Below are 26,787 nucleotides of genomic sequence, written 5' to 3'. Positions count from 1 at the left end.
GGGTACGAATAACCTGTATCTGTCGACAAGTGGACAAGCGCCTTAGGCCCGTGGGGCAGGGGGCTTCGTCACCTGACAGTGTCCCAAGTTTGGGTATGTAAGTAATGGCACGGCAGTCGCAGTTGTTTCAAAACGAAAGCACAGACGAGCTGATTGTATGCGCCCGGAACAATTTTCTCTCAGAAACTTCTGTCTCCGAGTTATCCAACTTGAACTAGAACACCGCCAAGGCTTAAACCTAGAATTTTCCAGGGAAAAGTCCGCATAAAAACCTTCGAACAAGGTTGACAGAGCGGCGGCGTGAAAATCCCTGCATATCGGTTAGGTAATTCACCCACATCCCCTCCAGCAAGGCGAGCGTTCCGCTGGTTGCGTCATCTACTAGGTTCGGGTCACGTCCGTTTTTAGGGGCTATCTCTTTGAACGCGGACCGCAAGGTTTCGACAAGTTTGTCATCCTGAGTGCTGCTGTAACGGGCGATACCTGGATGAGAGCTTGCGATACCCCGAAACGCATGCCAGATTTTCGTACTGCGCGGATTGAGCAGTGCTTCTGACAGGTCGGCCTCAATTACTGCCATAACACGGTCTTCGGGCGTTGCGCTCGCGCCCAGATCCGTCCTTCTGTCCATCTCGGCATAATACTCGGTGCTGAAATGCCGGGCGGCTGCGGTCAGCAAATTGTCCTTACCCCCGAAATGCAAATGGATCATTCCGCGCGACAGGCCGGAGCGCTCGCAGATTCGGCTGACCGAGGTATCGGTAACTCCAATATCGGCAATTGTGTCCAGAGTCGCGTCGATCAGTAGCTGTTTGTTGGCTTCCGGATCCCGCTTTGAACCGCGTTTTTGTTCCTTGGTGCTTTGCACTTTGTTCAATGTTACCAACCGTTTGTGAATGCCTCATAGAGGTAGATCAAAGGAATATTGACACGAAAGGCCTTTCTGGCGCAACATTTAATGGACGATCGTCCATTAGTAATTCGTGAATTTCGGGAAGGGAGGTTGGGTGATCTTTCGCAGCGAAGCGTCCCGGGGATATACCCTCAGCGCGCCAGCCACGGCTTACGTTGGGTTTCTGGTCGCGGCGCCATTGTTGATCCTGATTGCCTATTCATTCTGGACCCAAACCTATGTGACGCTCGACAAGACACCGACGCTGAAGAATTACAGCGAAGCGTTTGCGGATCCGCTGGTCCGTCACCTGATGCTTCGGTCGATCTGGATTGCCGGAGCGGTGACCGTAGTCACCGTCGCACTGGCCTATCCCATCGCGTATTTTATCGCGATGAAGGCCCAGAAAAAGACCATCTGGCTTCTGCTCATCACCATTCCATTTTGGTCCAGCTATTTGCTGCGCGTATTTGCCTGGAAACTCATTTTGGGTTTCAACGGCGTTATGAACTCTGCGCTTCTGGCGCTGGGTCTGATCAGCGAGCCTCTCGACTTCCTGCTCTACAACGAATTCGCAGTCGTGCTGACGCTCGCTCATGCCTGGGCGCCATTTGCGATCCTGCCGATCTATGTCTCATTGCAGAAAATCGATCCCAGTCTGCTTGAGGCTGCAACAGATCTTGGGAACAGTCCCTTTCAACGTTTTATGCGGGTGACGCTGCCGCTGACGATCCCAGGTATCATTGCCGCTTGCCTGATCATCTTCATCCCTACAGTTGGTGATTATGTGACCCCGGCTCTGGTTGGTGGTTCAGATGGGAAGATGATCGCCAATCTTATTCAGGTGCAGTTCGGGGCCGCCAACAACTGGCCCCTTGGGGCTACGCTATCGCTGATCGCAATGCTGTCGGTGGGTTTTGTGGCCATCGTGTTTATCATGTCCGCAACGCGGCTGGGGAGGCGGATCAGATGAGACGTCCTTCGACCCTGACAGCCTATGCGTTCCTGTATCTGCTGTTTCTGTACCTGCCGGTTCTGTTCCTGCCTCTGTTCTCGTTCAATAGCGGCACAATCGTTGCGTTCCCGATCAAGGGCTGGACACTGGACTGGTATCGTAAGCTAGGCGAGCAGGACACGTTGATCCAGGCGCTTTGGAACTCGCTTGCCGTCGGAACTGTTGTTGCCCTTCTGTCGACCGCCATGGGGCTGTTCGCCGCCCGTGCCTTTGTTCGGTACCGTTTTCGGGGTCAACGCGCGGCAGAAGGTCTGGTGATGCTGCCTTTGGTGATCCCAGGTATTATCGTCGCCTCTTCAATGCTGGTCCTGTTTCTGTTTCTTGGTCTCAGGCCGTCATTGCTGACTGTCATTCTGGGCCACACGTTTCTCGCGCTGCCGTTCTCTGTCTCGATCTTGAAATCCGCCTTTGATGACTTCGACGCATCACTGGAGGAAGCATCTTACGATCTGGGCGTTGGTGTGTTCGAAACCTTCCGCCGCGTGACGCTGCCGGTCGTCGCCCCCGGTATCGTAGCCAGTGTTTTGGTCACATTCACCGTCAGTTTCGATGAATTCGTCCTTGCCTTTTTCCTGTCCGGCAACCAGCCAACCCTGCCGGTTTACATCTGGAGCCAGATCCGTTTCCCCGCCAAGCTTCCAAATGTGTTGGCGCTGGGGTCGATCCTGTTGCTAACCTCGGTTCTGCTTCTGGTTCTGGCTGAATACTTCCGCCGCCGTTCATCCGCATCTGAGGTCCGATGACAACCAGAAACATCATAGAGCTCAGGGATGTCGAAAAGCGCTACGGCACATTTGTGGCCGCGAGCGGCATAAACCTTGACCTCAGAGAGGGCGAGTTCTTTTCGCTCCTCGGTCCCTCAGGGTGTGGCAAGACCACGGTTTTACGCATGATCGCGGGCTTTCAGGAACCCACCAGAGGGAAAGTGCTGATTGACGGTCAGGATATGGAAGGAGTGCCCGCCAACAAACGCCCGACGAACATGGTTTTCCAAAGCTACGCAATCTTTCCGCACCTCAATGTCGGGAATAACGTAGCCTACGGGTTGCGGGGCAAAGCGCCTAAGGCCGAGATCGATCAGCGCGTCGCCGAAGCCTTGGAAATGGTCGAACTGGGTGGTCTTCAGGATCGCGGCGCAAGCGAATTATCGGGCGGGCAACGTCAAAGGGTGGCGCTTGCCCGCGCGCTGATCATGCGACCCAAGGTGTTGCTTTTGGATGAACCCTTGTCAGCGCTTGACAAGAAGCTGCGCGAACAGATGCAGTTTGAAATGCGCAATCTGCAACAGTCGCTTGGCATTACCTTTGTGATGGTCACGCATGACCAGTACGAGGCGATGACCATGTCCGACCGTATCGGCGTGATGTTCAACGGGCAACTCAAGCAGGTGGACACGCCAACAACGCTTTATGCCCGTCCCTGTGATCAGCAAGTGGCTCGCTTCATCGGTGAGATGAACATATTGCCGGCCCGGTTGCTTGGCGAAAGCGGTGGCACGTTGTCAATCGATGCGGCTGCCTTCGGGCGGATGGAAATCGAGAGAAATCCCAATGTGGCGATCAGCGCCAGAAACATGAATATCGGTATTCGACCGGAACAGCTGGAGATTGCTGCGGATCGGCCTGAAGACTACCTATCAACGGTTCAAGGCACCGTCAGCAACGTCGCCTTCTACGGTGAAAATATTCACTACCACATTCAGGTGGCAGGGGCCGAAAAACCAATCTCGGTCTCGGTTCCAAACTATTTTCACACGGTCGATTTCAATCGTGGCGACTCCGTTTGGCTGGGGCTTCAGGCGGCGAGTGTGATCGATCTTGGTACGAATTCGGAATAAAACAGAGGGAGGATAGAATGAAACTTCAGGGAATTGCGGCCTTCGCATGTGCGACGGCGTTAACGACAGGCAGTGCCAGTGCAGGTGGCGCTGATCTGACGGTTTTTGACTGGTCGGGATATGAAGATCCCGGGTTCTTTGCCAGCTACATGGAAAAATACGGGGATGAAGCGCCAAGCTATTCCTATTTCGGAAGCCAGGAAGAAGCCTTTACCAAGCTGAGTTCCGGTTTTACCGCTGATCTGGCACATCCTTGTTCCGACGCTGTCAGAAAATGGGTCGCAGCTGATCTGATTCAGCCTTTGGACGAAAGCAAGCTGACCAATTGGACGGATGTGCTGCCCGAGATCAAAGAGGTCGACGCCATCGTTCTGGACGGCCAGCTTTACATGCTGCCATTTGAATGGGGGAACACGGGCCTGATCTATCGCACCGACAAGATCTCGGGGGATGACATCTCGCTGCAACTGATGGCGGACCCGGCCTTTGCGGGCAAAATCGCCATCCCGGATGCCGCATCGTCTGCTTATGCCCTGGCCGCGCTGGCCACCGGAAACGCGGATGACTACACCAACCTGAGCGATGAGCAATTCAAGGAAGCATCGGATTTCCTGCGCTCGATCCATCCAAACATGCGCTTTTACTGGTCCGATGCGGGTCAGTTTGACCAGGCCATGACCAGTGGCGAGATCGAAATGGGTTGGGCCTGGAACCAGTCCGAACTGAACCTGATCTGGAACGAAGTGCCCGCGGCCATGATGCGCAACGTGGACAAGGGCATCGCGACCTGGGCGTGTGGCTATGTGCATCTGAAATCGTCCACGACACCGGTCGATCAGGTCTATGACCTTTTGAACGCGCTTACGGACCCTGCCAGTGGTCAGTACATCATCGACAACTGGGGCTACCCGCATTCCAACGCAAAAGCGTTTGAAATCGCCGATCAGGCCAATATCGAAGCCTATGGTTTTTCCGATCCCAAAAGCTTCTTCGAAGGCAGCTTGTTCTTTGATGCTGTGAACCCCGAGCTTGAGGCGAAGATGCTGGCCGAATTCGAGCGGATCAAAGCCGGCTTCTAACACAACCCATCATCCGGGGCCTAAGGGCTCCGGAACCCAACTACAGGAAAACGCGTGATTATGTCGAACGCGAACCCATATGCTCTGCTTTTTGAACCGATCCAGATCGGGCCGGTGACAGCCAGAAACCGCTTTTATCAGGTGCCGCATTGCACCGGGATGGGGCATCTCAGGCCGCGGGCGGACGCTGCCGTGCGGGGAATGAAAGCAGAAGGTGGCTGGGCCGTGGTGTCTAATCAGGAAACCGAGATTCATCCGACCTCGGATTTGTCCCCGTTCCCTGAAGGGCGATTGTGGGATGCACGCGATGTGCCTGCGCTGCGGCTGATGACCGATGCAGTGCATGCACATGGCGCGCTGGCGGCCATCCAACTGGTTCATAACGGCAACCATGCGCAGAATCTACTGACCCGCGCTCCGGTTCTTGCACCTTCCGAAATGTCTGTGGATACGACGCATCCAAAGCATGCGCAGGCCATGGACAAGGCTGATATTAGGGAACTTCGCCGCTGGCACCGCGACGCGGCCCTGCGCGCGAAAGAGGCCGGGTTTGACATCGTTTATGTCTATGCCGGGCACAACATGACATTGGCACAGCATTTCATGCTGCCCCATATGAACCAGCGCAGCGATGAATATGGGGGGTCGCTTGAAAATCGAGTGCGGCTGACCCGTGAACTGCTGGAAGACACCCACGATGCCATAGGCGACAGCTGTGCCGTGGCGTTCCGCTTTGCCATTGACGAGATGATGGGCGCCGACGGTATGCAGGCGGCAGAAGAAGGCCGCGCCATTGTCGAGCTATTGGCCGATCTTCCCGACCTGTGGGACGTGAATGTGGCGGATTGGTCCAATGACAGCGCAACGACCCGTTTCCAGCCCGAAGATGGTTATCAGAACGCGTTTCTGTCTCACGTCAAACAGATCACCCGAAAACCTGTTGTTGGCGTTGGCCGACTGACGTCCCCGGACATGATGCTGTCGGTGGTCAATAAGGGAATTGTCGACCTTATCGGTGCCGCGCGGCCATCCATTGCGGACCCTTTCATACCAAAAAAGATCGAGGAAGGCAGGATCGACGAAATCCGCGAATGCATCGGCTGCAATATCTGCGTGTCGTCGGACAATCTGGGTGTTCCGATCCGCTGCACACAAAACCCAACGATGGGCGAGGAATGGCGCCGCGGCTGGCACCCCGAGATCATTGAGCCGAAAAAAAGCGAGGCAGAAGTGCTGGTCATCGGTGGCGGACCTGCGGGGCTGGAATGCACCATGCAATTGGCACGGCGCGGGTATCAGGTGACACTGGCCGAGGCCTCGACCGAATTTGGTGGACGGGTTGGCAGGGAAAGCAGACTTCCCGGCCTCGCCGCCTGGTCGCGGGTGGTTGACTATCGCCTGAACGATCTGAAGCAGCGGGCCAACGTACAGTTGTTCACGGACAGCAAGCTCGAAGCCGGACAAGTCTCCGAGCTTGGCATCGAACATGTCTTTGTCGCAACCGGCAGCTATTGGCGCGCAGATGGCGTGGGTCGCAACACGCAGCGCCGCCTGCCCACGGTCATGCCGGATGCCAATGTGTTGACGCCTGATGAGATCATGAATGGGGTTCTGCCCCCGGGCGGCCCGGTGATGATCTATGATGATGACCACATCTATCTGGCGGGAGTGATTGCCGAGAAACTGGCGACTGCCGGATATCAGGTCATTTTTGCCACGCCAGAGAGTTTGGTTTCGGCCTACGCCGTTCATACTTTGGAACAGTCCCGCATCCAGGCCCGTATGATTGAATTGGGCGTCGATATCCGTTGCAATCAGGTGCTTACGGCGGTTCAGGGCGGCGCGGTGCGGATCGGCTGTGTCTTTACCGGCCGCGAAATTGAAATCCCGTGCGCCTCAACGGTTCTGGTGACCGAGCGCTGGCGTGAAACCGCCCTTTTCGACAGCCTGAAGGGGGCCGGTTTGAAAACCCTTGACCTCATTGGTGATGCCGCGTCGCCGGGATTGATCGCAGACGCGGTTTTTGCCGGCCATCGCGCCGCCCGCGATTTCGAGCGCCCAAAGGCCGATGCAGACAAAGACTGGTTTCGCCGTGAGATTATTGATTTGGCAGAGGATGCGACATGAACAGCACCAATGAAACAACCCGTTCACGTCGTCGCGGGGGCGGCGGGCGCGCAGCGCGTCTGAAGGTACAACAGACGACCACGGGTAACGAAGCCGTACGCGGGGGTCTGAGCGGCGGACGCTATAGACCTCTGACTCAAATCGATATGGAGAACATCCATCATGCAGCCCTGACCGTTCTGGAACAAACCGGTATTACCGACCATTTCCCGGAGTTGCTTGAGCTGGTGCTTCCCAAAGGTGCAATGTTGAGTGACCTCAATCGGCTGTGCTTTCCACGCGCCCTGATGGAAGACATCCTGGCTGGTGCTGCCAAGGAGTTTTTTGTCTATGCCCGCGGAGAGCGTGAAGGCAAAGACGACATGCATTGTTCGGCAGAGAGCGTTTACTTCGCCAACTCTGGAACCGCCGTGACAACATTCGATGCCAAAACCAAAACCTATCGTCCGTCGGTTCTGCGTGATGTTTATGATTTCACCCGCCTGGTAGACCGATTGGAAAACATTCACATGCTGGGCGACACGGTTCTGGCGACGGATGTGACCGATGATTTCACCCATGACATGAACACCATTTACGCCATGCTTGCAGGCAGCCAAAAACCCGCCTGCCTGACATTCCGCGACCGCAGCCACATTCCACATGCCATCCGCATGTTTGACCTGGCTCAGGGCGGCGAGGGGGCTTTCCTGAAAAAGCCAAGCGTCATATTCGGCGGCTGCCCCATTGTTTCCCCTCTGCGGATCGGCAAGGAAAACATGGAAATCTTGATCGATACTGCCAAGCTGGGCCTGACTGTTGATCTGGCCGTGCCGCCTCAAGCCGGGGCCACGGCTCCGGCGACGCTTGCGGGAACACTGGTTCAAACCGTCGCCGAAACACTTGCCTGCGTCGCCATCGTCAACCTGATCACGCCGGGTTGCCCTATCTGCTTTGCGGCCTGGCCCTTCATTACGGACCTGCGCAGCGGGTCTTTCACTGGCGGCAGCGGCGAACAGGCGCTGATCGGTGCCGCAGCAATTCAGATGGGCAACTTTTACGGCCTTCCCACTTCGGTGGGTGCAGGTATGACCGATGCAAAAATACCCGATGCACAATACGGGTTGGAAAAGGCGCTGACCTTTACCCTTGCAGCGCATGCCGGCGCCAATCGCCTGTGCGAGTTTGGTGGTATGATCGGTAGTCTTATGGGATGCAGCTTTGAAAGCATGGTCATCGATGACGAAGCGGGCGGCATGATCCTGCGATCGTTGCGCGGGATAGAGGTTACCGATGAAACCATGGCGGTGGATGTGATTCACCAATGTGCCATAGATCCGGGTCATTTCCTCGGCAATCCGCACACGCTGAGCTATATGAACAGCGAATTCGTCTACCCTCAGCTTATGGACCGCGAGCGTACGGACACTTGGGAGAATGAGGGGAAAACGGATCTTCTGGACCGCGCCCGCGACAAGGCGAATTCCATCCTCGACAGCCATTTTCCTAATTATTTTGGCGCTTTGGACGCTCGGGTACGCGAAGAATTTCCCATTGTGTTAAGCGCGGAAAGCATGGCGCGCCATGGATAGTTCCAACGTAAAGCAATGGGACAACGACCACTTCCTGCACCCGTGGGAAGGGATGGAGGCTTTGGGTGAAAACGACCGCACCTTTATCGAAGGTGCCAGCGGCATTCATCTGATAAACGAAAAAGGTGCACGCCTGATCGACGGACCGGGGGGCATGTGGTGCACCCAGATTGGGTATGGACGCGCGGAAATGGCCGAAGCAATGGCCGAGCAAGCCCGGAACCTTGCCTATTTCTCGCCCTTCAACAACACAAACTCGACTGCGGCACAGTTTGCCCGCGAAATCGCCAAACGTGCGCCGGGTGACCTGAATAATGTCTTCTTTACAACCGGCGGTTCCACTGCGGTTGATACTGCCATCCGGTTTGTCCATTTCCGCAACAACCTAATGGGTTGGCCAGAGAAAAAGAAAATCATTTCAAGGCAAAAAGCCTATCACGGAAGCACATATCTGGCGGCCAGCGTCAGTGGGAAGGAACGTGACAGGCTCTGGCTCGACAAGGCCGACGACCTGGCGCATTTCCTGCCGGACGTGAACCCGCTTTACCGCGCGCCCGGTCAAAGCGATGAAAGCTTTCTGAACGAGAAAGTTGCCGATCTCGAAAACGCCATTGTGGCACTTGGCCCGGAAAATGTTGCCGCTTTTATCGCCGAACCGGTTTTGGCCTCGGGCGGCGTCATCGTACCACCAATTGGGTATCACGCACGCTGCCTGAACATCTGCAGGAAGTATGATGTATTGTATATTTCCGACGAGGTCGTGACGGCTTTCGGTCGTTTGGGCCATTGGTTCGCCTCCGAGGCTGTCTTTGGCATTCAGCCTGACATAATCACCTGTGCCAAAGGAATGACATCCGGGTATGCGCCGATGGGGGCCGCGATTATTTCTGACAGGTTGATTGCGGATGTTGCGGGAAAAGATGCCACCTTTTCGAATGGCTATACCTATTCGGGCCATCCGGTCAGCGCGGCTGCCGGGTTGAAAAACATCGAGATTATCGAGCGGGAAAGGATACTCGAACACGTTCGAAAAGTCGGCCCGGTTTTTCAGGATCAGTTACAGCAGTTGCGCCAGATTGACATCGTGGCCGATGCGCGTGGGATGGGATTGATGGGGTGTGTTCAGTGCTCAGTTGAGGGCGATCCCCAGAGCGAGCTGGGGCGCGACTATGAGATTGGCAGCCGTATCGATATGGAATGCCAGAAACGCGGTCTGCTTGTTCGACCCGTGATCAACATGTGTGTTCTTTCGCCGCCCCTCATCATTACACAAGGCGAAATCGAGCATATGTTTACTATCCTGCGGCAAGGGCTAGAAGCGACATCCGAATGGCTCGGCAGGATCAGTGGCCGGTGACTGGTGCGGGCTGTTGCTGCAATTATCTGGAGATCGGGTAATATAGCCTCATTTCGATCTTAGGGATTGCCAAGTTCATTTTTCGCTAAGGATTTGGCGTATTCGCTCTGTCTGAACGACTATGGCATCTACGCATTGGGTCCAGAGATGGAGTGTTTCTGACCTTTGGTTCTGTCGTGCATGTCATTTCAGGACCGGCCATTTTCGTCCAGAGAGATCCCAAACAAGGCCAGTGGAAGAATGGTGAATTCGCAGTACGTCAAGACAGTGGATGCAGGTTCAACCTCGGGACAGCGTAATCAAGAGAATTCCCAGTGCGATCAGGCTGGCCCAGCCGATACGGTGCAGAAAGCGGGATTCCTTGAGGATGATCGCTGCGAGGGTCACCGAAACCGGGATTGATGCTTGCCGGACCGCGCTGACTGTGGCGGCCTCAGCCCCAAGCTGAAAAGCGGTCAGGATGAACAGGTAGGACAGATAGGACACGATCCCGGCAAATGCGATCCGCACCGGTGCCTGTGCCCAGCCCCGCACGACCCCCAGGAACGGGGCTGACAAGTGGCGATCTTCCCAGGCCCTGATGCCAGCAAGCAGCGGTGTCACAAGAATATAGGTGAAAAACAGGAAAGGTGCCGGATTGGTCAGCTTCATCGCTTGGGCATCGCTTAACGAATAGGCAGCCGACCCCAGCATCGCCATACTTGCCAGCGCGAATGCTCTGTGATCGTGCAGTAGGCCGCCGGGCGACTTCTGGATCATCAGGCTGCCTAAAAGGACCAGCGCGATTCCCACCAATGTGAACCACGAATAATGCTGATCAAGGGCCAGCCAGCTGAAAGCGACAATGGCAATCGGCGACGAACGGATGATCGGATAATAGACCGAAAGGTTCCCACGTCTCAGGGCCGACAACGTGCCGTAGTAATAGAAGGCAAGCCCAAGGGCCGAAATCGCGACAAAGGGCCAGACCTCATAAGGCAGGCTCAGATCATGTCCCATGGCCAGCGTTTGAACCGCCGCCAGGATCACCCAGGTCAGGGAAACCCCGACATAGCACGACACCGGATGCGCAACCCCTTTCAGCGTAAGGTCGCGCAATGGGTGGGTTGCCGCCGAAACGAGAACCAATGCGATCCAGTAGGATTCCATGCCTCAGGTCTGATGCAATGGGTTGCGTTGCAGGAAAGTGTTGAAATGCACCGTCAGCTGATCCTCGGCAATCTGTACCACACCGTAGGCCGGAGGTTCGTCGCAGAACTCGCCATCGACGCTGGTCGCATTCAACGGGACCTGGTGGTTGAGGCTGGGCAGGCTGGTAAATGGAAAGCCGCGCCAATTCACGTAGGTCATGCGGTGTACATGACCGTAAAATACATGCCGAATATTGCGTCCGAGTTTGAGGGCATCAGCAAAGGCGTCCGCCTCGACCAGCCTGATATCGTCCACAAGGGGAATGCCAAGGTCAAAGGGTGGGTGGTGCAAAAACACATAGGTGGGCTTGTCCTCGGCTTCGGTCAATTGCTGCCTGAGCCAGTCCAGCCGGGCAGGGCAAAGCTGCCCTTCATGCACATCGCGCCCGTCTTTGGTTGAATCGAGAAATAAGAAAACACCCTCATCTAATTCGAACCGATGCTGGACAAACCCGTTGGCATCCTTTGGATGATCCGGGAAGACCGATTGGAAAACAGCTCGGTCGTCGTGATTTCCTATCAGCAGAAATGAGCGAAGAGGAAATGCGGCCAGTTTCGCCTTGAGCGCCCGATAGGCCTCATCCTCGGCAAATTCAGCCAAATCGCCAGAGATGACACAGAACGCCGCATCGGAATGCCACTGAAGGATATCGTCCAAACAGGCGTCCAACCGTTGGGACGGAAAACCGCCATTGAGCGGACCGGAGTCGCGGACGAGGTGTATATCAGTGATGTGAATGAACTTCATCCGCCATTTCCCCCGAGTAATGCAAGAAACAAGGTATCGACGAAGCTTGCCGATCGCACGGATTTAGTAAGAATTTCACTGGCATCACTCGCTCATACACGACAAGGTTGGCAGCCGAACACGACAGAGTTTGCGAAACTTGCCTCGACCGGTGTGAAACCGTATTCCAGATGATCCGGCCTTATTGCTATCGCGGTATTCAAATCTGAAACGGGCGTGGTGCCTGGCCGAAACGATCATGTGAAACCAGGGCAGACCTGCACAGTTAAGAAAAGGGTGAACCCAAGTAGCACAAACCGAGAATGGGAAGTGCGCCTTGGTTTGTCTTCTCTACACTTCCGTTTTACACAGCGCAGCCAGTGTCATCACACCGGCTGGCCTGACTGGGGTGCCGACTTGCGTCCTCAGCAGCAGCCTTACGGGCAAGCAGGCTGCCAATCTCTGCACCCACTTGCAGCTCTGAGACCTGGCCAAAGTGATGTGCTGCAATCCGTCCTGACTGATCCAACAGAACAAGGCTGGGCGTGCCGCGCATTCCGTATGCCGCCATGGTTTCCGGCAACGGCCCGGTGCCCTGTTTGTCGACCGCCACAGGAAATTTGATACGGTATTCGTGAAGAAAGGCTTTCAGTGATACTGGGGTCATCGCGTCATGATGTTCGAAAACGGTGTGCAAACCGATTACGGCGACGTGTTCGCTGGAAAAATGCTCCCGCACAGCTTGTGCCAGAGGAATGCCATGGAGGATGCAGCCTGGGCACAGCATCTGGAAAGCCTCAATCAGGACAACCTTACCCTGGAAATCCGAAAGCTTTAAATTCTTGTCAGTGTTGAACCATTCACTGACCTGTAGTTCAGGTGCTTGCATATTGGTCTCTCTTGTTCAGGGGCCGGACGCCTGCGTGAAGCGACCGGCTGATACCGTTACTGAAGCTTGCCCGGCAGGCTCAGGTCGCCCGACGCAATGTCGAAAACATCCGTGACGCACAACAGCGGAGCGTGAATGTTGGCGTTTACCCGCAGGGCAGAGGTCACGCCATCATAAGCGATGCCCTCAAGCTGAACGTCGCTGGAAAACCCAGCATTAACCTGAATTTCCGGGCCATCGAACAGCGGTGTGAACCCAGGGCTGTCCAGAAAGATTGGGAACCCAGGCCAGGTCGCAGGAAGCTTTGGCGTCGACCCTTCGGGAATATCGCGCACTGCAAGGGCGCCCGGGCCGCAAGCTTCGGTCGGGGTGAGTACAACCCAGTGGCTGTGCCACTCGATGCCATCATTGGCTGGATTGCCATCGCCGTTTTCATCAAAAAGAGGCGTGTCGTCAAAATCCGGGTGGCTGGTTGCTGCCATTGCCAGGATGCCGGTGCCGCCTTCGAAACCCACTGCAGACGGATCCAGAGATGTAGGCCACACATAGGACCAGACGTCTGACCCGCCCACTGACCCGGTTGCCGCTGGAACCGAAGCCCCGGCAGTGCCGCTGGTGGTCATGTGAAACGTAACAATATTGCCGTTGCGATGCGCATGCGCTGCAAGGATGTCGAAGTCAGCCGTCATGCTGGCATCAGCGGGAGAGATAACAGCCCCCTCCTGATGAAGGGCGTGAGTGCCGTCTGCGATGGCAGGTGAAGCTCCGATCACAATGGCAGCAAGTGATTTCCAAGTAAGTGTCATTTCTCATCTCCGGTCAAGTAATAGCGACTCGCTATAATAAGAAGAAACACATTGCAACTTTAATTTCGACTCGCTACTTGATGTAGCATGAGAAACGATCACAATATTCGTATCCTTATCAACCGCCTTGCCAGGATAGATTCCGCTGCGGGCTGGGCGGGCGACCTGAATCCGACGCAAAGAGCCGCGCTGGAGTACCTGTCCGAGGCAAATCAGTTTTCCCGTTCACCGTCACATGTCGCAGAATACCTTGGGACAACACGCGGAACGATGTCCCAGACCCTGAAGGCGCTTGTGCGCAAGGGATACGCCGCCGAACACCGGCAAAAATCTGACCAGCGGTCGATCTCGTATGAGTTGAACGAGGCTGGTCGCGCCGTTTTGGCAGAGGCCAATCCGATTGCAGACGCCATTGGCAATCTGCCCGCCAGCGTTCAGGTGTCCCTCAAGGAGGGTCTTCTTCAGAGCTTGAGGTTGGCATTGGCAGCGAACGGTGGCCACTCGTTCGGGAAATGCATGACCTGCGCCTATCATGAGACAGGCGTGGGAAATGACTTTTGCACTTTGCTGAACCTTAGCCTCGAGCGCGGCGAAGAAGAAAAGATATGCATCGAACACAAAGAAGCCTGAATGTTCCTTCCTGAACTATCCTCAGAAATCGGTAGCATTTTCCTGGGTCGTGTCACGAACCGCTGGGAAGCAAGGCCGCCCTCTGCCATTCAAAAGGACCGGGTGTCTGGCCGTCAGGTCATTTCTCTTACTGGTTTTTCTGACGATGCACAGGCGGACCTGACCGTGCATGGCGGTGCAGAGAAAGCCATTCACCATTATGCGCAGGATCACTATGCGGATTGGCAGAGAGAAGGGCAGCTGCCTCCCGGCGCAGTGCCCGCTGCTTTTGGTGAAAACATCTCAACAACCGGTTTGACCGAGGAAAATCTGTGCATTGGCGACATCCTGAGGCTGGGCACGGCAATCGTTCAAATCAGCCAGGGCCGTCAGCCCTGCTGGAAACTGGGACTGCACACTGGAAATGAAAGGATGCCCTACCTGTTTCAGAAAACGGGTCGCACAGGGTGGTACTACCGTGTTCTGGAAACCGGTGAGGTCGAAGCAGGAGATCGAATAACGTTGATTGAAAGGCGCAATCCGGACTGGAGCGTGTTGTACGTGACCCGCGCCCGTCTAACACGACGAGTTTCCCGTGAAGATGCCGAAGCCCTCGCAAATCTGTCAGACCTCGTCCCAGGCTGGCGGCAAGCCTTCGCGCGCATGGCCATGGGCGATGTAAAAGAAGATACGCGTGCAAGATTGGGGAGCATGCCGAATACGTCGTCCGAGGGGTCCACTGGGTGACGTCGGTATGATGGGCGGACGACTTGGGCAGGTACCCCGCTCCCTGCCGATAAGCTAAGCAAAGACGCACAAACCCAGGCCTCGATCAAACTGTCCGAAGGGTTTTGTCGGGATGTTTTGGTTTACCGGAACCTCAACAACTTCGCGTGGTATATTGGCGATACCTATGTTCAGCACGCCACCGCGTGTGGCGAGGGGCCGGTTGAGTTGATCGAGGCTGTTGCCGGTGAACTGGCCGCCGATCGTGATGTGCAGGTCGATCTGTACCGCGTGCTTGCCGAGGGTCTCTATGCTGCAATCCCGGCAATGTGCACAGGCGAGGATTTCTAAACAGGATGGCCTGAGGTTTGACTGCCGCCGCCAGTACAGCGATGATCGCGGATATGCTGGGTACGCGGGCTTACGCCAGCGCGGTTGATGGGAAGGGGGTTTCGAACCTCAGAAAAGGAGTCTTTGGCGTGAAAAGCAGTGAAGCCCCCGTGTCAATCGGCCGTGTGGCACTGATTGTGAACGATCTGGACGCTGTTGGGACCTTTTACCAACAAGTGCTCGGCCTTGAGGAATTGGCGCGGGATGGCGAAACCCTGAAACTGGGCGCTGGAAACAACGTTCTGCTCGAGTTGCGCCAAGACCGTACCGCGCGTCGCTATCCGCATGCGGCGGGCCTTTTCCATACAGCTTTTCTAATGCCGGACCGCGATTACCTGGGACGCTGGCTGATCTATGCTGCACAAAACCGCATCCCGTTGACCGGGGCGGCGGATCACGACGTCAGCGAGGCGTTGTATCTCAACGATCCAGAAGACAATGGGATCGAAATCTACGCCGACCGGCCTGTTGATACATGGCAGATGGATGGAAAGTATACCCGCATGGGCTCGCATCATCTGGATCTGGGGGCCATTGCAGGTGCAGCCCGGACAGACTGGTCCGGGGCTCCGGAAAATATGGTGGTCGGACATGTCCACCTTCAGGTCGGGGATATCAATTCGGTCGACGAATTTATGACGCGACATCTAGCGCAGGACTGCATGCTGCACGAAGGTTCAGCAGGGTTCTACAGTTCGGGCGGGTACCACCATCACTTTGCAGGCAATATCTGGAACAGCAATGGTGCAAAAGCTCGTCCAACTGACAGCAGCGGCTTGGACGAGATCGTGCTGTTGACGGATGGGACTGTATTGCAACCGCAAGAGCTGACGGACCCTTGGGGAACGCGGTTCTCTGTCGAAAGGAAGTGAACCTGCATGATTGGCTAAGGACAAAGGCGTATCTTGCAGGTGGGACAGAGGTAAACTCCGGCGGCCTGGCCGGAAGGTGGAAGCCGGGCGCGGCTTCCACCAAGGGGGAATACCAAGCGGGGTCATTTCCGCATGTCAGTTGCTATCATTCATGATCCGGTTGAAAACATGCGGATCTGTGACGCCCTCTGACCCGATTAACATCACTCTGGATTTTGGTGTAATTTGAAATTGTTGTCGCAGGTCGGTGCGCAATGACGCGCAGATCAAGCCAATCAGACCGGCTACGGCGCTTTCGCCAGCCTCGATTGGCTCATCTCCGAAAGCGCCGTTTGCCAATAGGCGGACGGCCGGTGCCACAAGCTGATCAGGGATCGTCATAAAACCGCTGGCGGCCTCTCCCAAAACGTTCCATGCCAATTCGGACGGCGCGCCGCAGGATAACCCAGCCATTATGGTTTCTTCGCCTACTTCGACGGCTGTAGGCCGATTTGCCTGGGCGCTTGCAAAAAGGCAGGGGGCCAATTCAGGCTCGACCACGATGACGCGCGGAGCATTCTGCCCCCAATCCTGGAGGAATACCGCGGTGACGGCAGCCGCCAAGCCTCCAACGCCGCCTTGCAGGAAGACATGAGTGGGTGGCAAAGCTAAGTCCTGCACGATCTCACGCGCCATGACCCCATAGCCAGCCATGACATCAAGCGGTGCCCGAGTGTAACCGGGCCAGGAAGTATCCGAAACGATCAACCAGCCGTGTTCTGCTGCATCAATGCGGGTCTTTGCTACGGAAGCGTCGTAATCTCCATCAACTCGGATCACTTCGGCCCCCAGCTGGCGCATTGCGTCGGCGCGAAATTCGCTTACTTCTTTGTGAATGTAAATTCGGCAAGGCGCGCCGAAGCGCTGGGCACCCCAAGCCACTGAACGCCCGTGATTGCCATCTGTTGCGGAGATGACGGTTATGTCTGCAATTCCGGCAGCATGGGTGCCGTTTCGAATCTCATCAGCGGTGACTTCCCGGCCTGCCTTTTCGGTCAATTCACGCTGTAATACCCGCAGAACCGCATAAGCGCCGCCAAGTGCTTTGAAACTGCCCAAGCCAAATCTTAACCCTTCATGCTTGTAACAGACTGTGCCCAGATTCAGCGCATCGGCTAGACCTTGAAGGGATAGCATTGGGGCTCTTTCATATCCATTCCAGCTTTGAATTTCCCGCTGCGCGAGGTCAAAACCCTCGCGGGGTAAAGTGGTTGCGGCGGCATGGCCAAAGCGTGGCTTGGCTGCATGGCTTTCAATTCCGACAGTCTCAAAGTTTGCGAGCATTTTGTGGTCCTTCCATTGATGGTGCAAAAATAAATCAATGGCGGTGATGTTTTTGCTCTAAGTTGCAGGTAAAATTGAAACAAACTTGCATGAGGTTGCCGTGAAGCAAAAATTTTCATCAGGAAGTCTGGATAGCTTCGATCTCGCGATTCTTAGGGTGTTGCAGCAGGACAATACGGTGCCGCACCGTCAAATCGGTGAAAGCGTGAATCTGTCTGCGCCCAGCGTACAGCGAAGGATCAAACGCATGGAGGCGGAAGGGATCATTGCCGCGCAATCAGCGCATATTGATCCGGCAGCCGTGGGATTGCCGCTGACCATTTTCGTCGAAGTCGAACTAAAAACCGAGACAGGCGGAAAAATCGATGAAATCAAGAACAGCTTCTTTGGTGCCCCTGAGGTTCAGCAATGTTACTATGTTACTGGTGAAGTGGATTTTGTTCTGATCGTTATCGTTCGAGATATGTCGGAATATGAAAAGCTTACCCAACGGTTATTCTTCTCGAACAAGAACATCCGAAAGTTCAGGACATTCGTTGCAATGGACCGAACAAAGTCATCCATGCAGTTGAACATCTGACTTGTGCCCCACCAGCGCAGGTAGTGCGGCGGGGTATTTGACGTTGCGCGGCGAGAACAGGAAACAAAGTGCTTGTGCATTCCAAATCTGCCGGCAACCTGGTGATCTGGACAGTAAATCCTGCCGGGACACCTCTTGGTTTAACTGGAAAATGAACACCTTTCCCGAGGTAATGAGGTTGGGACACATTTGCCCCAACCTCATCCAAGCTACAGGGGTTTGTGTTACGATTTGATACGGTCCATTTTGGGATCGTAAAGCGGTTGAAGTGTAACGTCGCAGGGGACACGTTGGGTCGCAACCTCCAACTCATATGTGCCGGACGTAACAAATTCCGCATCGACACCACCCTGGTTTCGGACATAGCCGTAACCGATGGATTTGCCGGTCGTGTAACCATAGCCACCCGACGTTAGCCAACCCACACGTTCTCCATCCCGGTATATCGTTTCGCGGCCCAACAGCACCACATCAGGGTCGACGGTAAAGCAGGCCAGCATCTTTTTGACGCCCTCGGCCTTTTGCTTTTCGCTTGCCGCGCGGCCCTTGAAGTTTATGTTTTTGCGCAGTTTCACAGCCCATCCCAGACCGCTTTCAAACGGCGTGTGATCGGGCCCGATGTCAGATCCCCAGGCGCGGTAACTCTTTTCTAACCGAAGAGATTCAATTGCGCGGTAGCCTGCATTAACCAACCCGTGTGGCTGCCCTACTTCCATCAGCGCAGTGTAGACTGTTTGTGCATATTCAACAGGCAAGTGCAGTTCCCAGCCAAGCTCGCCCACATATGTCACCCGCAGTGCCCTGACAGGGCAACCGGCGATACCGATTGTCCGGATCGTACCAAACTTGAACCCGTCATTCGACACATCGTCGCGGGTAACCGCCGCCAGAATGTCTCGTGATTTCGGCCCCATCAGCGACAATACTGCGTTTGAGGAGGTGATATCGAACAGCTGGCAGTTCAGCCCGTCCGGAATATTGCGGCTGATCCAGTCGAAATCGTGGGTGGCAAAGCCTGTGCCGGTGACAATGTAGAACTCATCATGCGCTACACGGCCCACGGTCAGGTCGCATTCAATTCCGCCCTTGTCATTCAGCATCTGGGTATAGACCAGAGCGCCCACCGGTTTGTCCACATCATTGGCACATATCCAGTTCATCGCAGCCAGGGCGTCGGGGCCTTTCAGCGCGAATTTGGCGAACGATGTTTGATCGAACAGCACGGCCGCCTCCCGGGCCGCTTTGTGTTCGCGACCAACGGCGGCAAACCAGTTCTGGCGGCCAAAGCTGTATTCGTCCTTTGGCGCCTCGCCCAGCGATGCGTCGGCAAACCAGTTCGGACGCTCCCAACCCAGTTTTTCGCCAAAGCACGCACCCTGATCCTTAAGCGAATCGTAAAGCGGTGACTTGCGGCAGGGGCGGCCGGATTCGTGTTCTTCGTGTGGCCATGCCATGGTGTAGTGTTTGCCATATGCTTCGACTGTGCGGGTGCGGACCCAATCGGTATCGAAATGCGGGCGGCCAAAACGGCGAATGTCGGCGGACCACAGGTCAAAAGGCGGCTCGCCCTTGGCGGCCCATTCTGCCAGCACCATTCCGGCGCCACCGCCCGAGGCGATGCCAAAGGCGTTGAAACCAGCGCCAACAAAGAAATTCTTCAGCTCTGGTGCTTCACCCACGATGAAGTTTCCATCCGGAGTAAAGCTTTCGGGGCCGTTCGTCAGTGTCTTGATCCCCGCAGTTTCCAACGCTGGCACCCGGCCCAGCGACAGCTCCATGATCTGTTCGAAATGGTCGAAATTACTGTCGAGCAAGGTGTAGTGGAAACCTTTCGGTATGCCATTCACCGCCCACGGGATCGGGTTCGGCTCATAGCCGCCCATGACGAGCCCACCGACCTCTTCCTTGTAATAGGTCAGCCGATCAGGGTCCCGCAGGGTAGGCAGATCGCCGGGCACACCAAATGGTTCTGTGACCATGTACTGGTGTTCCATTGGTACCAGCGGCACATTCACGCCGAACTTGGCGGCAAAGTCGCGCGTCCATTGACCTGCACACACGATCACTTTTTCGCATTCGATACGGCCATGTTCAGTGATTACGGCGAGGATCTTGCCGTTCTCGATTTCAAGATCGGTGACCTTTGTATCTTCGAATATCTTCGCGCCTGCCATGCGCGCGCCCTTGGCCAGCGCCTGGGTAATGTCCGAGGGGTTTGCTTGCCCATCGGTGGGCAGGAACGCCGCGCCTATGACGTCACCGATATCCATCAGCGGCCAAAGATCCTGCGCTTCCTTCGGGGTCAGCAGCTGCATGTCCAGACCAAAGGAATGGGCTGTGGTGGCCTGCCGTTTGACCTCGGTCCAGCGTTCCTCGTTGCAGGCGAGACGCAAACCACCATTCATTTTCCAGCCCGTTCCCAGACCGGTTTCTTCTTCAATCTTGTTGTACAGATCGACTGAATATCCCAACAGCTGAGTTATATTGGCGTTCGAACGCAGCTGCCCCACCAGGCCCGCCGCATGGAATGTGGTGCCCGAAGTCAGCTTTTTGCGTTCCAGCAGCACCGTGTCGGTCCAACCAAGCTTGGCAAGGTGATAGGCGGTCGAGCAGCCGATGATGCCGCCGCCGATGATGACGGCTTTGGCTGTATTTGGAAGGTCGGTCATATCTGTCCTCAGGTGTTTTTGTAATCGGTCAGGGCCGTGCGAAACCGTGCGAGATTTTCGCTCGTGTAGGCTGCGTAATCGAAGTCGATTTCCGAGGTGATCTCGGACACCATGCTCCACATGGTTTCACGAAGCAGCGAGGCGCATTTCATCGCCGAATAGCGATGACGTAATTGGTTGGTGACGGGTGCCTGGAAATAGGTTTCCAGAACCCAGTCTTCTTGTTCATTGGAAAGGGAGTTGTTCGAGGCCAGCCCCCCCAGATCAAATAGTGGCGAGTTGAATCCCGCGTAGTCGAAATCGATCAGCCACAGGCGGGTGCCATCGTCCAGAAAGTTGCCGCAAAGCAGGTCGTTATGGCCAAACACGATGTCGTACGGCCCGGCTTCGGCTTCCAGGTCATTTCCAATTTGCACAAGTTCCGGGATCAGGCCCTTATGCGAACTTCCACGCTCGGTGAGAGTGGCAGCATAGTCGCGGATGACGTGAAAGACCCAGAACACCAGCGACGGTCCGCGCAGGTGCTTGGGCACTTCAAGGTGGCAGGCTTTCACGAGCTCCAGCACCCGCGGCAGCATACTGGGGTCGCGTATGTCCTCTTCGGTCAAAGTGCGGCTTTCGACGAATTCCAGCACTGTCAATTCGTTGGACGAAAACACTACAGCGGGTGACAGACCCGCTGCATGTGCGGCCTTACTGGCAGCCAGTTCGTTGAAGCGCATCACCTGGTGCAAAGGGATGTCGTCACCGACACGCACCACATAGCATCCACTGCTGTCAGTGACCTTGTAGTTCACATTTGTAATCCCACCCGTCAACGGGGTGGCTTTGATCTCGCCCTGCCAGATCGGTAGCTTTCGAATGCGGGTCATCAGGTCGGATTTGGACATATCAACTCTCCATTCCAAAGCGGATGCGTGCCTGACGAGCGCTAGCGTTGATCAGCCTATCAGCGATGATGGCAATGAATGCGATGGACAGCCCTGCGACCAGACCCCGGCCAGTGTCAGCCTTTGTCAGGGCAATGTAGACCTCCTGCCCCAGATCGCGGGTGCCAACGAGGGCCGTGATAACCAGCATGGACAGCGCCAGCATGATGGTCTGGTTAATGCCCAGAAGGATTTCGGGCAGGGCCATGGGCAAGCGAATATGGCGCAGGAGTTGCGTGCGTGTGCAGCCAGAAACCAATCCGGCCTCGATCAATTCCTCACTGACCGATCGCACGCCGTGGGCCGCATAACGCACGGCCGGGGCCAGTGCGTAAAGGACTATGGCAATCAGGGCAGTGAAATCGCCGACCCGGAACAGCATCACTACCGGGATCAGATAGACAAAGCTGGGCAAAGTCTGCAACGTATCAATCAACAGGTTGATCACTGTCCCGGCGCGTTTGTTCAGTGCGGCCACAACACCCAGCGGAACTCCGATCAGAGTAGCAAGAAACACAGAGGCTCCGCAGAGATAAACTGTCACCATTGCCTTGGCCCACAGTCCTGATACGAGGATCAGCGACGCCAGTCCTCCGCACAGCAGTGCCAGCCGCCAGCCCCCCGCGTGCCAACCCAGCAAGGTCAGCATGGCAATCGCCCAAGGCCATGGGATTCCCAGCAAAACCGTTTTTATCGGGATCATGAACCACGTCAGGAAGAAGATCTTGATCGCCTCGAACGTGTCAAAATAATTGATGTTCAGGTATTTGACCGTGTCATCCCAGAACCCGCCAGTGGTGATCGTCTGGCTTTCAGGATATTCCAGCAGCAGGGGTGAGAACTGCCCTAGAACCCAGGTCAAAATCAGCAGGATCATTACCAGAACTGTCCGGCGATGGCGGGTGATCCACGAGCCGGGGAGCTCGTGATGTACCTGCCCCATACGCTCGGAGAAAGCCTGACTTAGGCGATCGACCGCAATGGCCAGAACCACAATGGCAATACCGGCCTCGAACCCAGCGCCGATATCGAGGCGGCGCAGCGCGGCAAGGACGTCAAACCCCAATCCTCCGGCCCCGATCATCGAGGCAATGATGACCATGTTCAGCGTCAGCATGATCACCTGATTGACGCCCACCATCAGGCTGTGGCTGGCGGAAGGAACCAAAACGCGCCACATCAACTGCTTTTGCGTCGTGCCTGCCATGCGCCCGAAGTCCAAAATCTCGGGGTCGACGGCTCTCAAGGCAAGCGTGGTGATTCGCACCATAGGCGGTGTCGCATAGATGATCGTGGCGACCAGCGCCGAAATCGGTCCAAAGCCGAACATGAACAGAATTGGTACCAGATAGGCGAAGATCGGGATTGTCTGCATCAAGTCCAGAATGGGCGAGATGATGCGGTCGAAAGTCAGGTGGCGATAGGCCAATATCCCCAACAACAGCCCACCGCCCGCGCCAATGGGCACCGCAATCAGGACCGAGGCAAGCGTAACCATCGCGCTGTCCCACTGGCCAAAGACGGCCAGATAGGTAAAGCAGCCGCCGACCAATGCCGCGAGCCCCCAGTCCCGGCAATACTGTCCCAAAGCTACTACGGCGGTGATCACTACAATCCAGCTGATCGCAGGTAGAATGACTTGCGCATCATTGCCTTGCCCGGTGACAAAACCTTCGGCCAGCAGGGACAATACAAGGTCATAGGGCTGTTCGATCAACCAAGCGGCAGCGCGGGTAACGTCGGTGAACGAAACTGGGCCGATTGCTGCATCCTCGATCAACCAGGACATCGCAGATGAAATATAAGTTTTGAACGGGACGACCCAAGCCGACGGGAATTTGGTGATCCAGCGCGCATCCAGCGCTTTTCCCAGGTTACTGCCGAAATACCCCAGCAGGATTGTCAGTCCGACAAGCAGCAGAATGACAAGCTGGCTGCGGGACAGGCGGCTCATACCGCGTCCCCTTCACCGAATAGCACATAGGCCACAGCCTTGCGATCAATGGCGCCAATAACCAGACCATTGCTGTCTGTCACGGGAATTGGTGCATCTGCGGTGATGATCCGTTCCGCCACGGCCGAGACGCGGGTTGATTGCACAATGGGCTCACCTTTACCCGCAGCGCCGACCGTCATTACACCACCAACCGTCAAAACCTTGGAGCGCGGAATATGCCGCGTGAATTCAGCCACATAATCTGTCGCTGGATTCATCACCAGCTCCTCTGGGGTGGCAATCTGGATGACTTCACCATCCTTCATAATGGCGATGCGGTCGGCCAAGCGAACGGCTTCTTCAAAGTCGTGCGTGATAAAGACAATAGTCTTATGCAACCGTTCCTGTAGTCGCAGAAATTCGTCCTGCATTTCGCGACGGATCAGCGGATCGAGGGCCGAAAAAGGTTCGTCCAGGAACCACAAATCGGGCTCTGTCACCAATGATCGGGCAATGCCCACACGCTGTTGCTGACCACCCGAGAGCTCTCGTGGATAGTAGTCTTCACGCCCCTTCAGACCGACCAGTTCCACCACGTCTCTCGCCTTTGCTTCGGCCTCGTGTTTGGGCGTAGCCTGAATGGTCAGGGGGAACATCACATTCTGCAACACAGTCAGGTGCGGCAGCAGGGCAAAATGCTGAAACACCATGCCCATCTTGTGCCGGCGAATTTCAATCATTTCTTTTTCGCCGGCGCGCAGCAGGTCGGCGTCGTCGAACAGAACCTCTCCGCTCGTGGGTTCGATCAACCTGGACAGACAACGAACCAGGGTTGATTTGCCTGAACCGGACAGGCCCATGATGATGAAAATTTCACCTTCAACGATTTCAATATTGGCATTGCGTACCGCTCCGATAACACCCGCATTTCGAATGTCATCTGCAGATGGGTTCGGATTTTGCGCCAGAAGGGTCTCGGCGTTTGAACCATAAAGCTTCCAAACGTTTCGGCAGGACAGTTTTGTTGTGGGGGTCATCTGTGGTGTCCGGTACTGAGACGGAAGAAGACCGAAGCGGTAGAGGAGAGCGGGGTAACCGCTTCGGCCAAGCAGATTATTTAGAGATCCAGCCAGACCAACGGTCTTTGTTCGTCTCCATCCAATCCGCGACAACTGCATCAATATCCACACCGTCCAGATCGGCTTTGCCGACCATGGCGCTCATCTCGTCGTTATTGATGTTATAGGCTTCGATGATGTCATACGCGCCCGGCCACTTCTCTTGCAGGCCAGCCCAAGCAGCCTTCCAGATCGGACCACGCGGTTTTCCGCAGTCATAGGCCAAATCCGGGTTCACACCAACTGACGGGTCGCTGTAGCACTCGGGCGAATATGGCGGAAACTCCACGAATTCGCCGTCATATTTGGCCGGGGCCCAGTGTGGAACATAGACCCAAAGCATGATCGGATCTTCACGCTGATATGCAGATTCCAGTTCTGCAAAAAGCGCTGCATCCGTGCCTGCGTGGACAACTTCAAACTCTAGCTCTAATGCTTCGACGCGCTCGTCGTCGAAACCGCCCCAGGTCACAGGTCCACCGACATAGCGCCCATTTGGCGAGGTTTCAGCGGTGGCAAATTCCCCTGCGCAGTCTTTCAAAGCTTCCCAGTTTGGCAGGCCTGGGCAGCGGTCTTTCATGTAAGCTGGGTACCACCATTCTTCGATCGCCATCAGACCGGTTTCACCAACGTTCACCACGTTGCCAGAGGCGGTGGCTTCGTCCAGCGCTTCACGCCCGGTGGTTTCCCAGATTTCCATTGCCAGATGTAGATCACCTGTCTTCAGGCCCGCAAACTGAGCGATATAGTCCGCCTGAACATATTCAACGTTGTACCCTGCCTCTTGAAGGATTGCTCCCATTATCTTGGTGTTGATCAGCTGTCCTGACCAATCATGCAGCGTCAGTTTGATAGGGTCCGTCGATTCGACGGCCCAAGAAGCCGAAGCAGTTACGCCAGCGACTAACGCTATTGCGTGTAGTGTATTGAATTTCCTGATCATGTTGTGCTCCCTGAATGTGGCTTTTTGAGTGTTTTTCGTTTATTACACTTCCATGCTGCGCCAATCTGACAACTACGTCAATAAAAACCACATTTCTCCACGATAATTCGTTATAATTCGCACACAAAGCCCCGAATGGCACCGTATTGGGAGCAATATTGTTTTATTGGGATGACTGCCGTATCCCCCTTTCAGGAGGTCGCATGTTAAAGCCACGAAAAACCACAAATCAGCGCGAAGAAGAAATCCTTCGAGAGCTGCAACATGCGGGCGGGTCGTGCAGGGTCAGCCTCTTGGCTCAAAAACTGAATGTTTCCAATGAAACGATCCGGCGTAACGTCAAGGCACTGGAAGAGCGCAAGATCGTGAGGAAGGTTCATGGCGGCGTACATCTTAGCGAAGACGCAATAGAACCACCTTTTGAAAACCGCTTGGGAACGCAAGCGCATGCGAAAGAAGCAATAGCCCGGGCAGTCGCAAATACAATTAGCGACGGGGACTCCTTATTTCTGGATATCGGTTCGACAACCGCCTACGTCGCGCTTGCGTTGCGGAAACATAAAGACCTGTTTGTGGTTACCAATTCGGTTTTCGTCGCTTACACGTTGTCAAAGCACAACAACAACCGGGTGTTTCTGGCCGGTGGAGAATTGCGCGCCCATGATGGGGGTGCTTTCGGTGCAGAGGCATTGGATCTTGTGAAGCGTTTCAACGTACAGTTGGCAGTGTTTTCGGTTGGAGCCGTGAATGGAGATTTGGGCTTTATGCTGCATGATCTCGAAGAAGCCAATATCGCACGTGCTGCGGCTGAAAATGCGCAAGTGCGCATCGTCGTTGCCGACAGCGGAAAATTCAACAAGCGGGCTCCGATATCTCTTCACAACATGGCCGGAATTGATGTGTTTTTTACCGACCGCCGTCCTCCTGCCAATATCCAGGACATGCTCGATAAAAATGATATCGAAGTAGTTATCGCAGGGTCGGACTAGGCGCTCTGTCTCATCAGGGCAGATCAGGTCACGTGATATTTCGGGCAAGCCGGTGTGAAGGAACCCTCCGATGCTCCACCTGTTTCATTGCAAAAGAAAGATTGACTACTGAGAGCACATCGTCCCAGCGTCGCGATGTCAAGATCATACGGGCGTTTATGGACTTTGCGGAGCGGGTTCTTGGGGAGAAGGAAACCGCCGGAGACATGTGAC

At 55.4% G+C, this 26,787-nt stretch carries 24 protein-coding genes; 13 read left to right on the top strand and 11 right to left on the bottom strand.

Going from position 1 to position 26,787, the window contains the following annotated elements:
* Window positions 1-238 precede the first annotated feature (238 nt).
* Window positions 239-868 carry a TetR family transcriptional regulator C-terminal domain-containing protein gene (locus ACR0JI_RS16770; protein WP_480477774.1) on the bottom strand — a complete coding sequence of 210 codons (630 nt, stop codon included), beginning with the start codon at window positions 866-868 and terminating at the stop codon, window positions 239-241.
* A gap of 139 nt (window positions 869-1,007) precedes the next feature.
* Between ACR0JI_RS16770 and ACR0JI_RS16765 the strand changes: the two genes are divergently transcribed.
* The 7 genes from ACR0JI_RS16765 to ACR0JI_RS16735 are packed head-to-tail and all read left to right on the top strand — an operon-like array spanning window position 1,008 to window position 9,878.
* The gene (locus tag ACR0JI_RS16765) at window positions 1,008-1,865 is read left to right on the top strand and encodes an ABC transporter permease (protein ID WP_480477772.1); all 858 of its coding nucleotides are present in this window, start codon (window positions 1,008-1,010) and stop codon (window positions 1,863-1,865) included.
* Complete coding sequence (locus tag ACR0JI_RS16760) at window positions 1,862-2,650, top strand: ABC transporter permease (RefSeq protein WP_480477769.1); 789 nt, start codon at window positions 1,862-1,864, stop codon at window positions 2,648-2,650. Before ACR0JI_RS16765 ends, ACR0JI_RS16760 begins: the two co-directional genes overlap by 4 nt.
* Window positions 2,647-3,744, top strand: a complete 1,098-nt coding sequence (locus tag ACR0JI_RS16755) for an ABC transporter ATP-binding protein (RefSeq protein WP_480477767.1) — start codon at window positions 2,647-2,649, stop codon at window positions 3,742-3,744. The genes ACR0JI_RS16760 and ACR0JI_RS16755 overlap by 4 nt, the downstream gene beginning before the upstream one ends.
* A gap of 17 nt (window positions 3,745-3,761) precedes the next feature.
* Entirely contained in the window at window positions 3,762-4,823 is a 1,062-nt protein-coding gene (locus tag ACR0JI_RS16750) for an ABC transporter substrate-binding protein (RefSeq protein ID WP_480477765.1), read from the top strand.
* 60 nt (window positions 4,824-4,883) lie between these two features.
* Window positions 4,884-6,950 carry an FAD-dependent oxidoreductase gene (locus ACR0JI_RS16745; protein WP_480477763.1) on the top strand — a complete coding sequence of 689 codons (2,067 nt, stop codon included), beginning with the start codon at window positions 4,884-4,886 and terminating at the stop codon, window positions 6,948-6,950.
* The gene (locus tag ACR0JI_RS16740; RefSeq protein ID WP_480495206.1) at window positions 6,947-8,521 is read left to right on the top strand and encodes a trimethylamine methyltransferase family protein; all 1,575 of its coding nucleotides are present in this window, start codon (window positions 6,947-6,949) and stop codon (window positions 8,519-8,521) included. Before ACR0JI_RS16745 ends, ACR0JI_RS16740 begins: the two co-directional genes overlap by 4 nt.
* Complete coding sequence (locus tag ACR0JI_RS16735) at window positions 8,514-9,878, top strand: aminotransferase (RefSeq protein WP_480495204.1); 1,365 nt, start codon at window positions 8,514-8,516, stop codon at window positions 9,876-9,878. Before ACR0JI_RS16740 ends, ACR0JI_RS16735 begins: the two co-directional genes overlap by 8 nt.
* Before the next feature lie 279 nt (window positions 9,879-10,157).
* Here the strand turns inward: ACR0JI_RS16735 and ACR0JI_RS16730 are convergent, their stop codons facing one another.
* From ACR0JI_RS16730 to ACR0JI_RS16715, 4 genes are all read right to left on the bottom strand, one after another.
* Window positions 10,158-11,027 carry an EamA family transporter gene (locus tag ACR0JI_RS16730; protein ID WP_480477757.1) on the bottom strand — a complete coding sequence of 290 codons (870 nt, stop codon included), beginning with the start codon at window positions 11,025-11,027 and terminating at the stop codon, window positions 10,158-10,160.
* A 3-nt stretch (window positions 11,028-11,030) separates the two neighbouring features.
* Window positions 11,031-11,816 (bottom strand): phosphodiesterase, encoded by a 786-nt coding sequence (locus ACR0JI_RS16725; RefSeq protein WP_480495202.1) that lies wholly within the window; start codon window positions 11,814-11,816, stop codon window positions 11,031-11,033.
* Window positions 11,817-12,159: 343 nt separating this feature from the next.
* Window positions 12,160-12,684, bottom strand: coding sequence for a redoxin domain-containing protein (locus ACR0JI_RS16720; protein WP_480477753.1), 525 nt, complete (start codon window positions 12,682-12,684; stop codon window positions 12,160-12,162).
* A gap of 56 nt (window positions 12,685-12,740) precedes the next feature.
* Window positions 12,741-13,490: a hypothetical protein gene (locus ACR0JI_RS16715; protein ID WP_480495200.1), complete on the bottom strand. Its 750-nt coding sequence runs from the start codon at window positions 13,488-13,490 to the stop codon at window positions 12,741-12,743.
* A gap of 87 nt (window positions 13,491-13,577) precedes the next feature.
* Between ACR0JI_RS16715 and ACR0JI_RS16710 the strand changes: the two genes are divergently transcribed.
* The 4 genes from ACR0JI_RS16710 to ACR0JI_RS16695 all read left to right on the top strand — a co-directional run bounded on the left by ACR0JI_RS16710 (window position 13,578) and on the right by ACR0JI_RS16695 (window position 16,087).
* Entirely contained in the window at window positions 13,578-14,120 is a 543-nt protein-coding gene (locus ACR0JI_RS16710) for a MarR family winged helix-turn-helix transcriptional regulator (RefSeq protein ID WP_480477749.1), read from the top strand.
* Complete coding sequence (locus ACR0JI_RS16705) at window positions 14,121-14,846, top strand: MOSC domain-containing protein (RefSeq protein WP_480477747.1); 726 nt, start codon at window positions 14,121-14,123, stop codon at window positions 14,844-14,846.
* A 117-nt stretch (window positions 14,847-14,963) separates the two neighbouring features.
* Window positions 14,964-15,176: a hypothetical protein gene (locus ACR0JI_RS16700; protein WP_480477745.1), complete on the top strand. Its 213-nt coding sequence runs from the start codon at window positions 14,964-14,966 to the stop codon at window positions 15,174-15,176.
* Between the two features lie 17 nt (window positions 15,177-15,193).
* Window positions 15,194-16,087: a VOC family protein gene (locus ACR0JI_RS16695; protein ID WP_480495198.1), complete on the top strand. Its 894-nt coding sequence runs from the start codon at window positions 15,194-15,196 to the stop codon at window positions 16,085-16,087.
* A 135-nt stretch (window positions 16,088-16,222) separates the two neighbouring features.
* Here ACR0JI_RS16695 and ACR0JI_RS16690 read toward each other — a convergent pair whose 3' ends face one another.
* Window positions 16,223-17,410 (bottom strand): diaminopropionate ammonia-lyase, encoded by a 1,188-nt coding sequence (locus tag ACR0JI_RS16690; protein WP_480495196.1) that lies wholly within the window; start codon window positions 17,408-17,410, stop codon window positions 16,223-16,225.
* Between the two features lie 100 nt (window positions 17,411-17,510).
* On the opposite strand from ACR0JI_RS16690, the gene ACR0JI_RS16685 reads away from it, so the two are divergent.
* The gene (locus ACR0JI_RS16685) at window positions 17,511-17,990 is read left to right on the top strand and encodes an Lrp/AsnC family transcriptional regulator (RefSeq protein ID WP_480477739.1); all 480 of its coding nucleotides are present in this window, start codon (window positions 17,511-17,513) and stop codon (window positions 17,988-17,990) included.
* 224 nt (window positions 17,991-18,214) lie between these two features.
* Here ACR0JI_RS16685 and ACR0JI_RS16680 read toward each other — a convergent pair whose 3' ends face one another.
* The 5 genes from ACR0JI_RS16680 to ACR0JI_RS16660 all read right to left on the bottom strand — a co-directional run bounded on the left by ACR0JI_RS16680 (window position 18,215) and on the right by ACR0JI_RS16660 (window position 25,585).
* A complete protein-coding gene (locus tag ACR0JI_RS16680; RefSeq protein WP_480495194.1) occupies window positions 18,215-20,659 on the bottom strand; it encodes a GcvT family protein in 2,445 nt (814 codons plus the stop codon).
* 8 nt (window positions 20,660-20,667) lie between these two features.
* Window positions 20,668-21,549: a phosphotransferase gene (locus ACR0JI_RS16675; protein WP_480495192.1), complete on the bottom strand. Its 882-nt coding sequence runs from the start codon at window positions 21,547-21,549 to the stop codon at window positions 20,668-20,670.
* A gap of 1 nt (window position 21,550) precedes the next feature.
* Window positions 21,551-23,542 (bottom strand): ABC transporter permease, encoded by a 1,992-nt coding sequence (locus ACR0JI_RS16670; RefSeq protein ID WP_480495190.1) that lies wholly within the window; start codon window positions 23,540-23,542, stop codon window positions 21,551-21,553.
* Window positions 23,539-24,561, bottom strand: coding sequence for a quaternary amine ABC transporter ATP-binding protein (locus ACR0JI_RS16665; RefSeq protein WP_480495188.1), 1,023 nt, complete (start codon window positions 24,559-24,561; stop codon window positions 23,539-23,541). The genes ACR0JI_RS16670 and ACR0JI_RS16665 overlap by 4 nt, the downstream gene beginning before the upstream one ends.
* A gap of 76 nt (window positions 24,562-24,637) precedes the next feature.
* On the bottom strand, window positions 24,638-25,585 hold the full coding sequence (locus tag ACR0JI_RS16660; RefSeq protein WP_480477729.1) for an ABC transporter substrate-binding protein: 948 nt from the start codon (window positions 25,583-25,585) through the stop codon (window positions 24,638-24,640).
* A gap of 203 nt (window positions 25,586-25,788) precedes the next feature.
* On the opposite strand from ACR0JI_RS16660, the gene ACR0JI_RS16655 reads away from it, so the two are divergent.
* A complete protein-coding gene (locus ACR0JI_RS16655; RefSeq protein ID WP_480477727.1) occupies window positions 25,789-26,574 on the top strand; it encodes a DeoR/GlpR family DNA-binding transcription regulator in 786 nt (261 codons plus the stop codon).
* The last annotated feature ends 213 nt before the right edge of the window (window positions 26,575-26,787 follow it).

It is taken from the genome of Ruegeria sp. N10 (assembly GCF_056531545.1).
The sequence above is the reverse complement of the archived record's forward strand: the minus strand, read 5'-3'. Positions and strand labels throughout refer to the sequence as shown.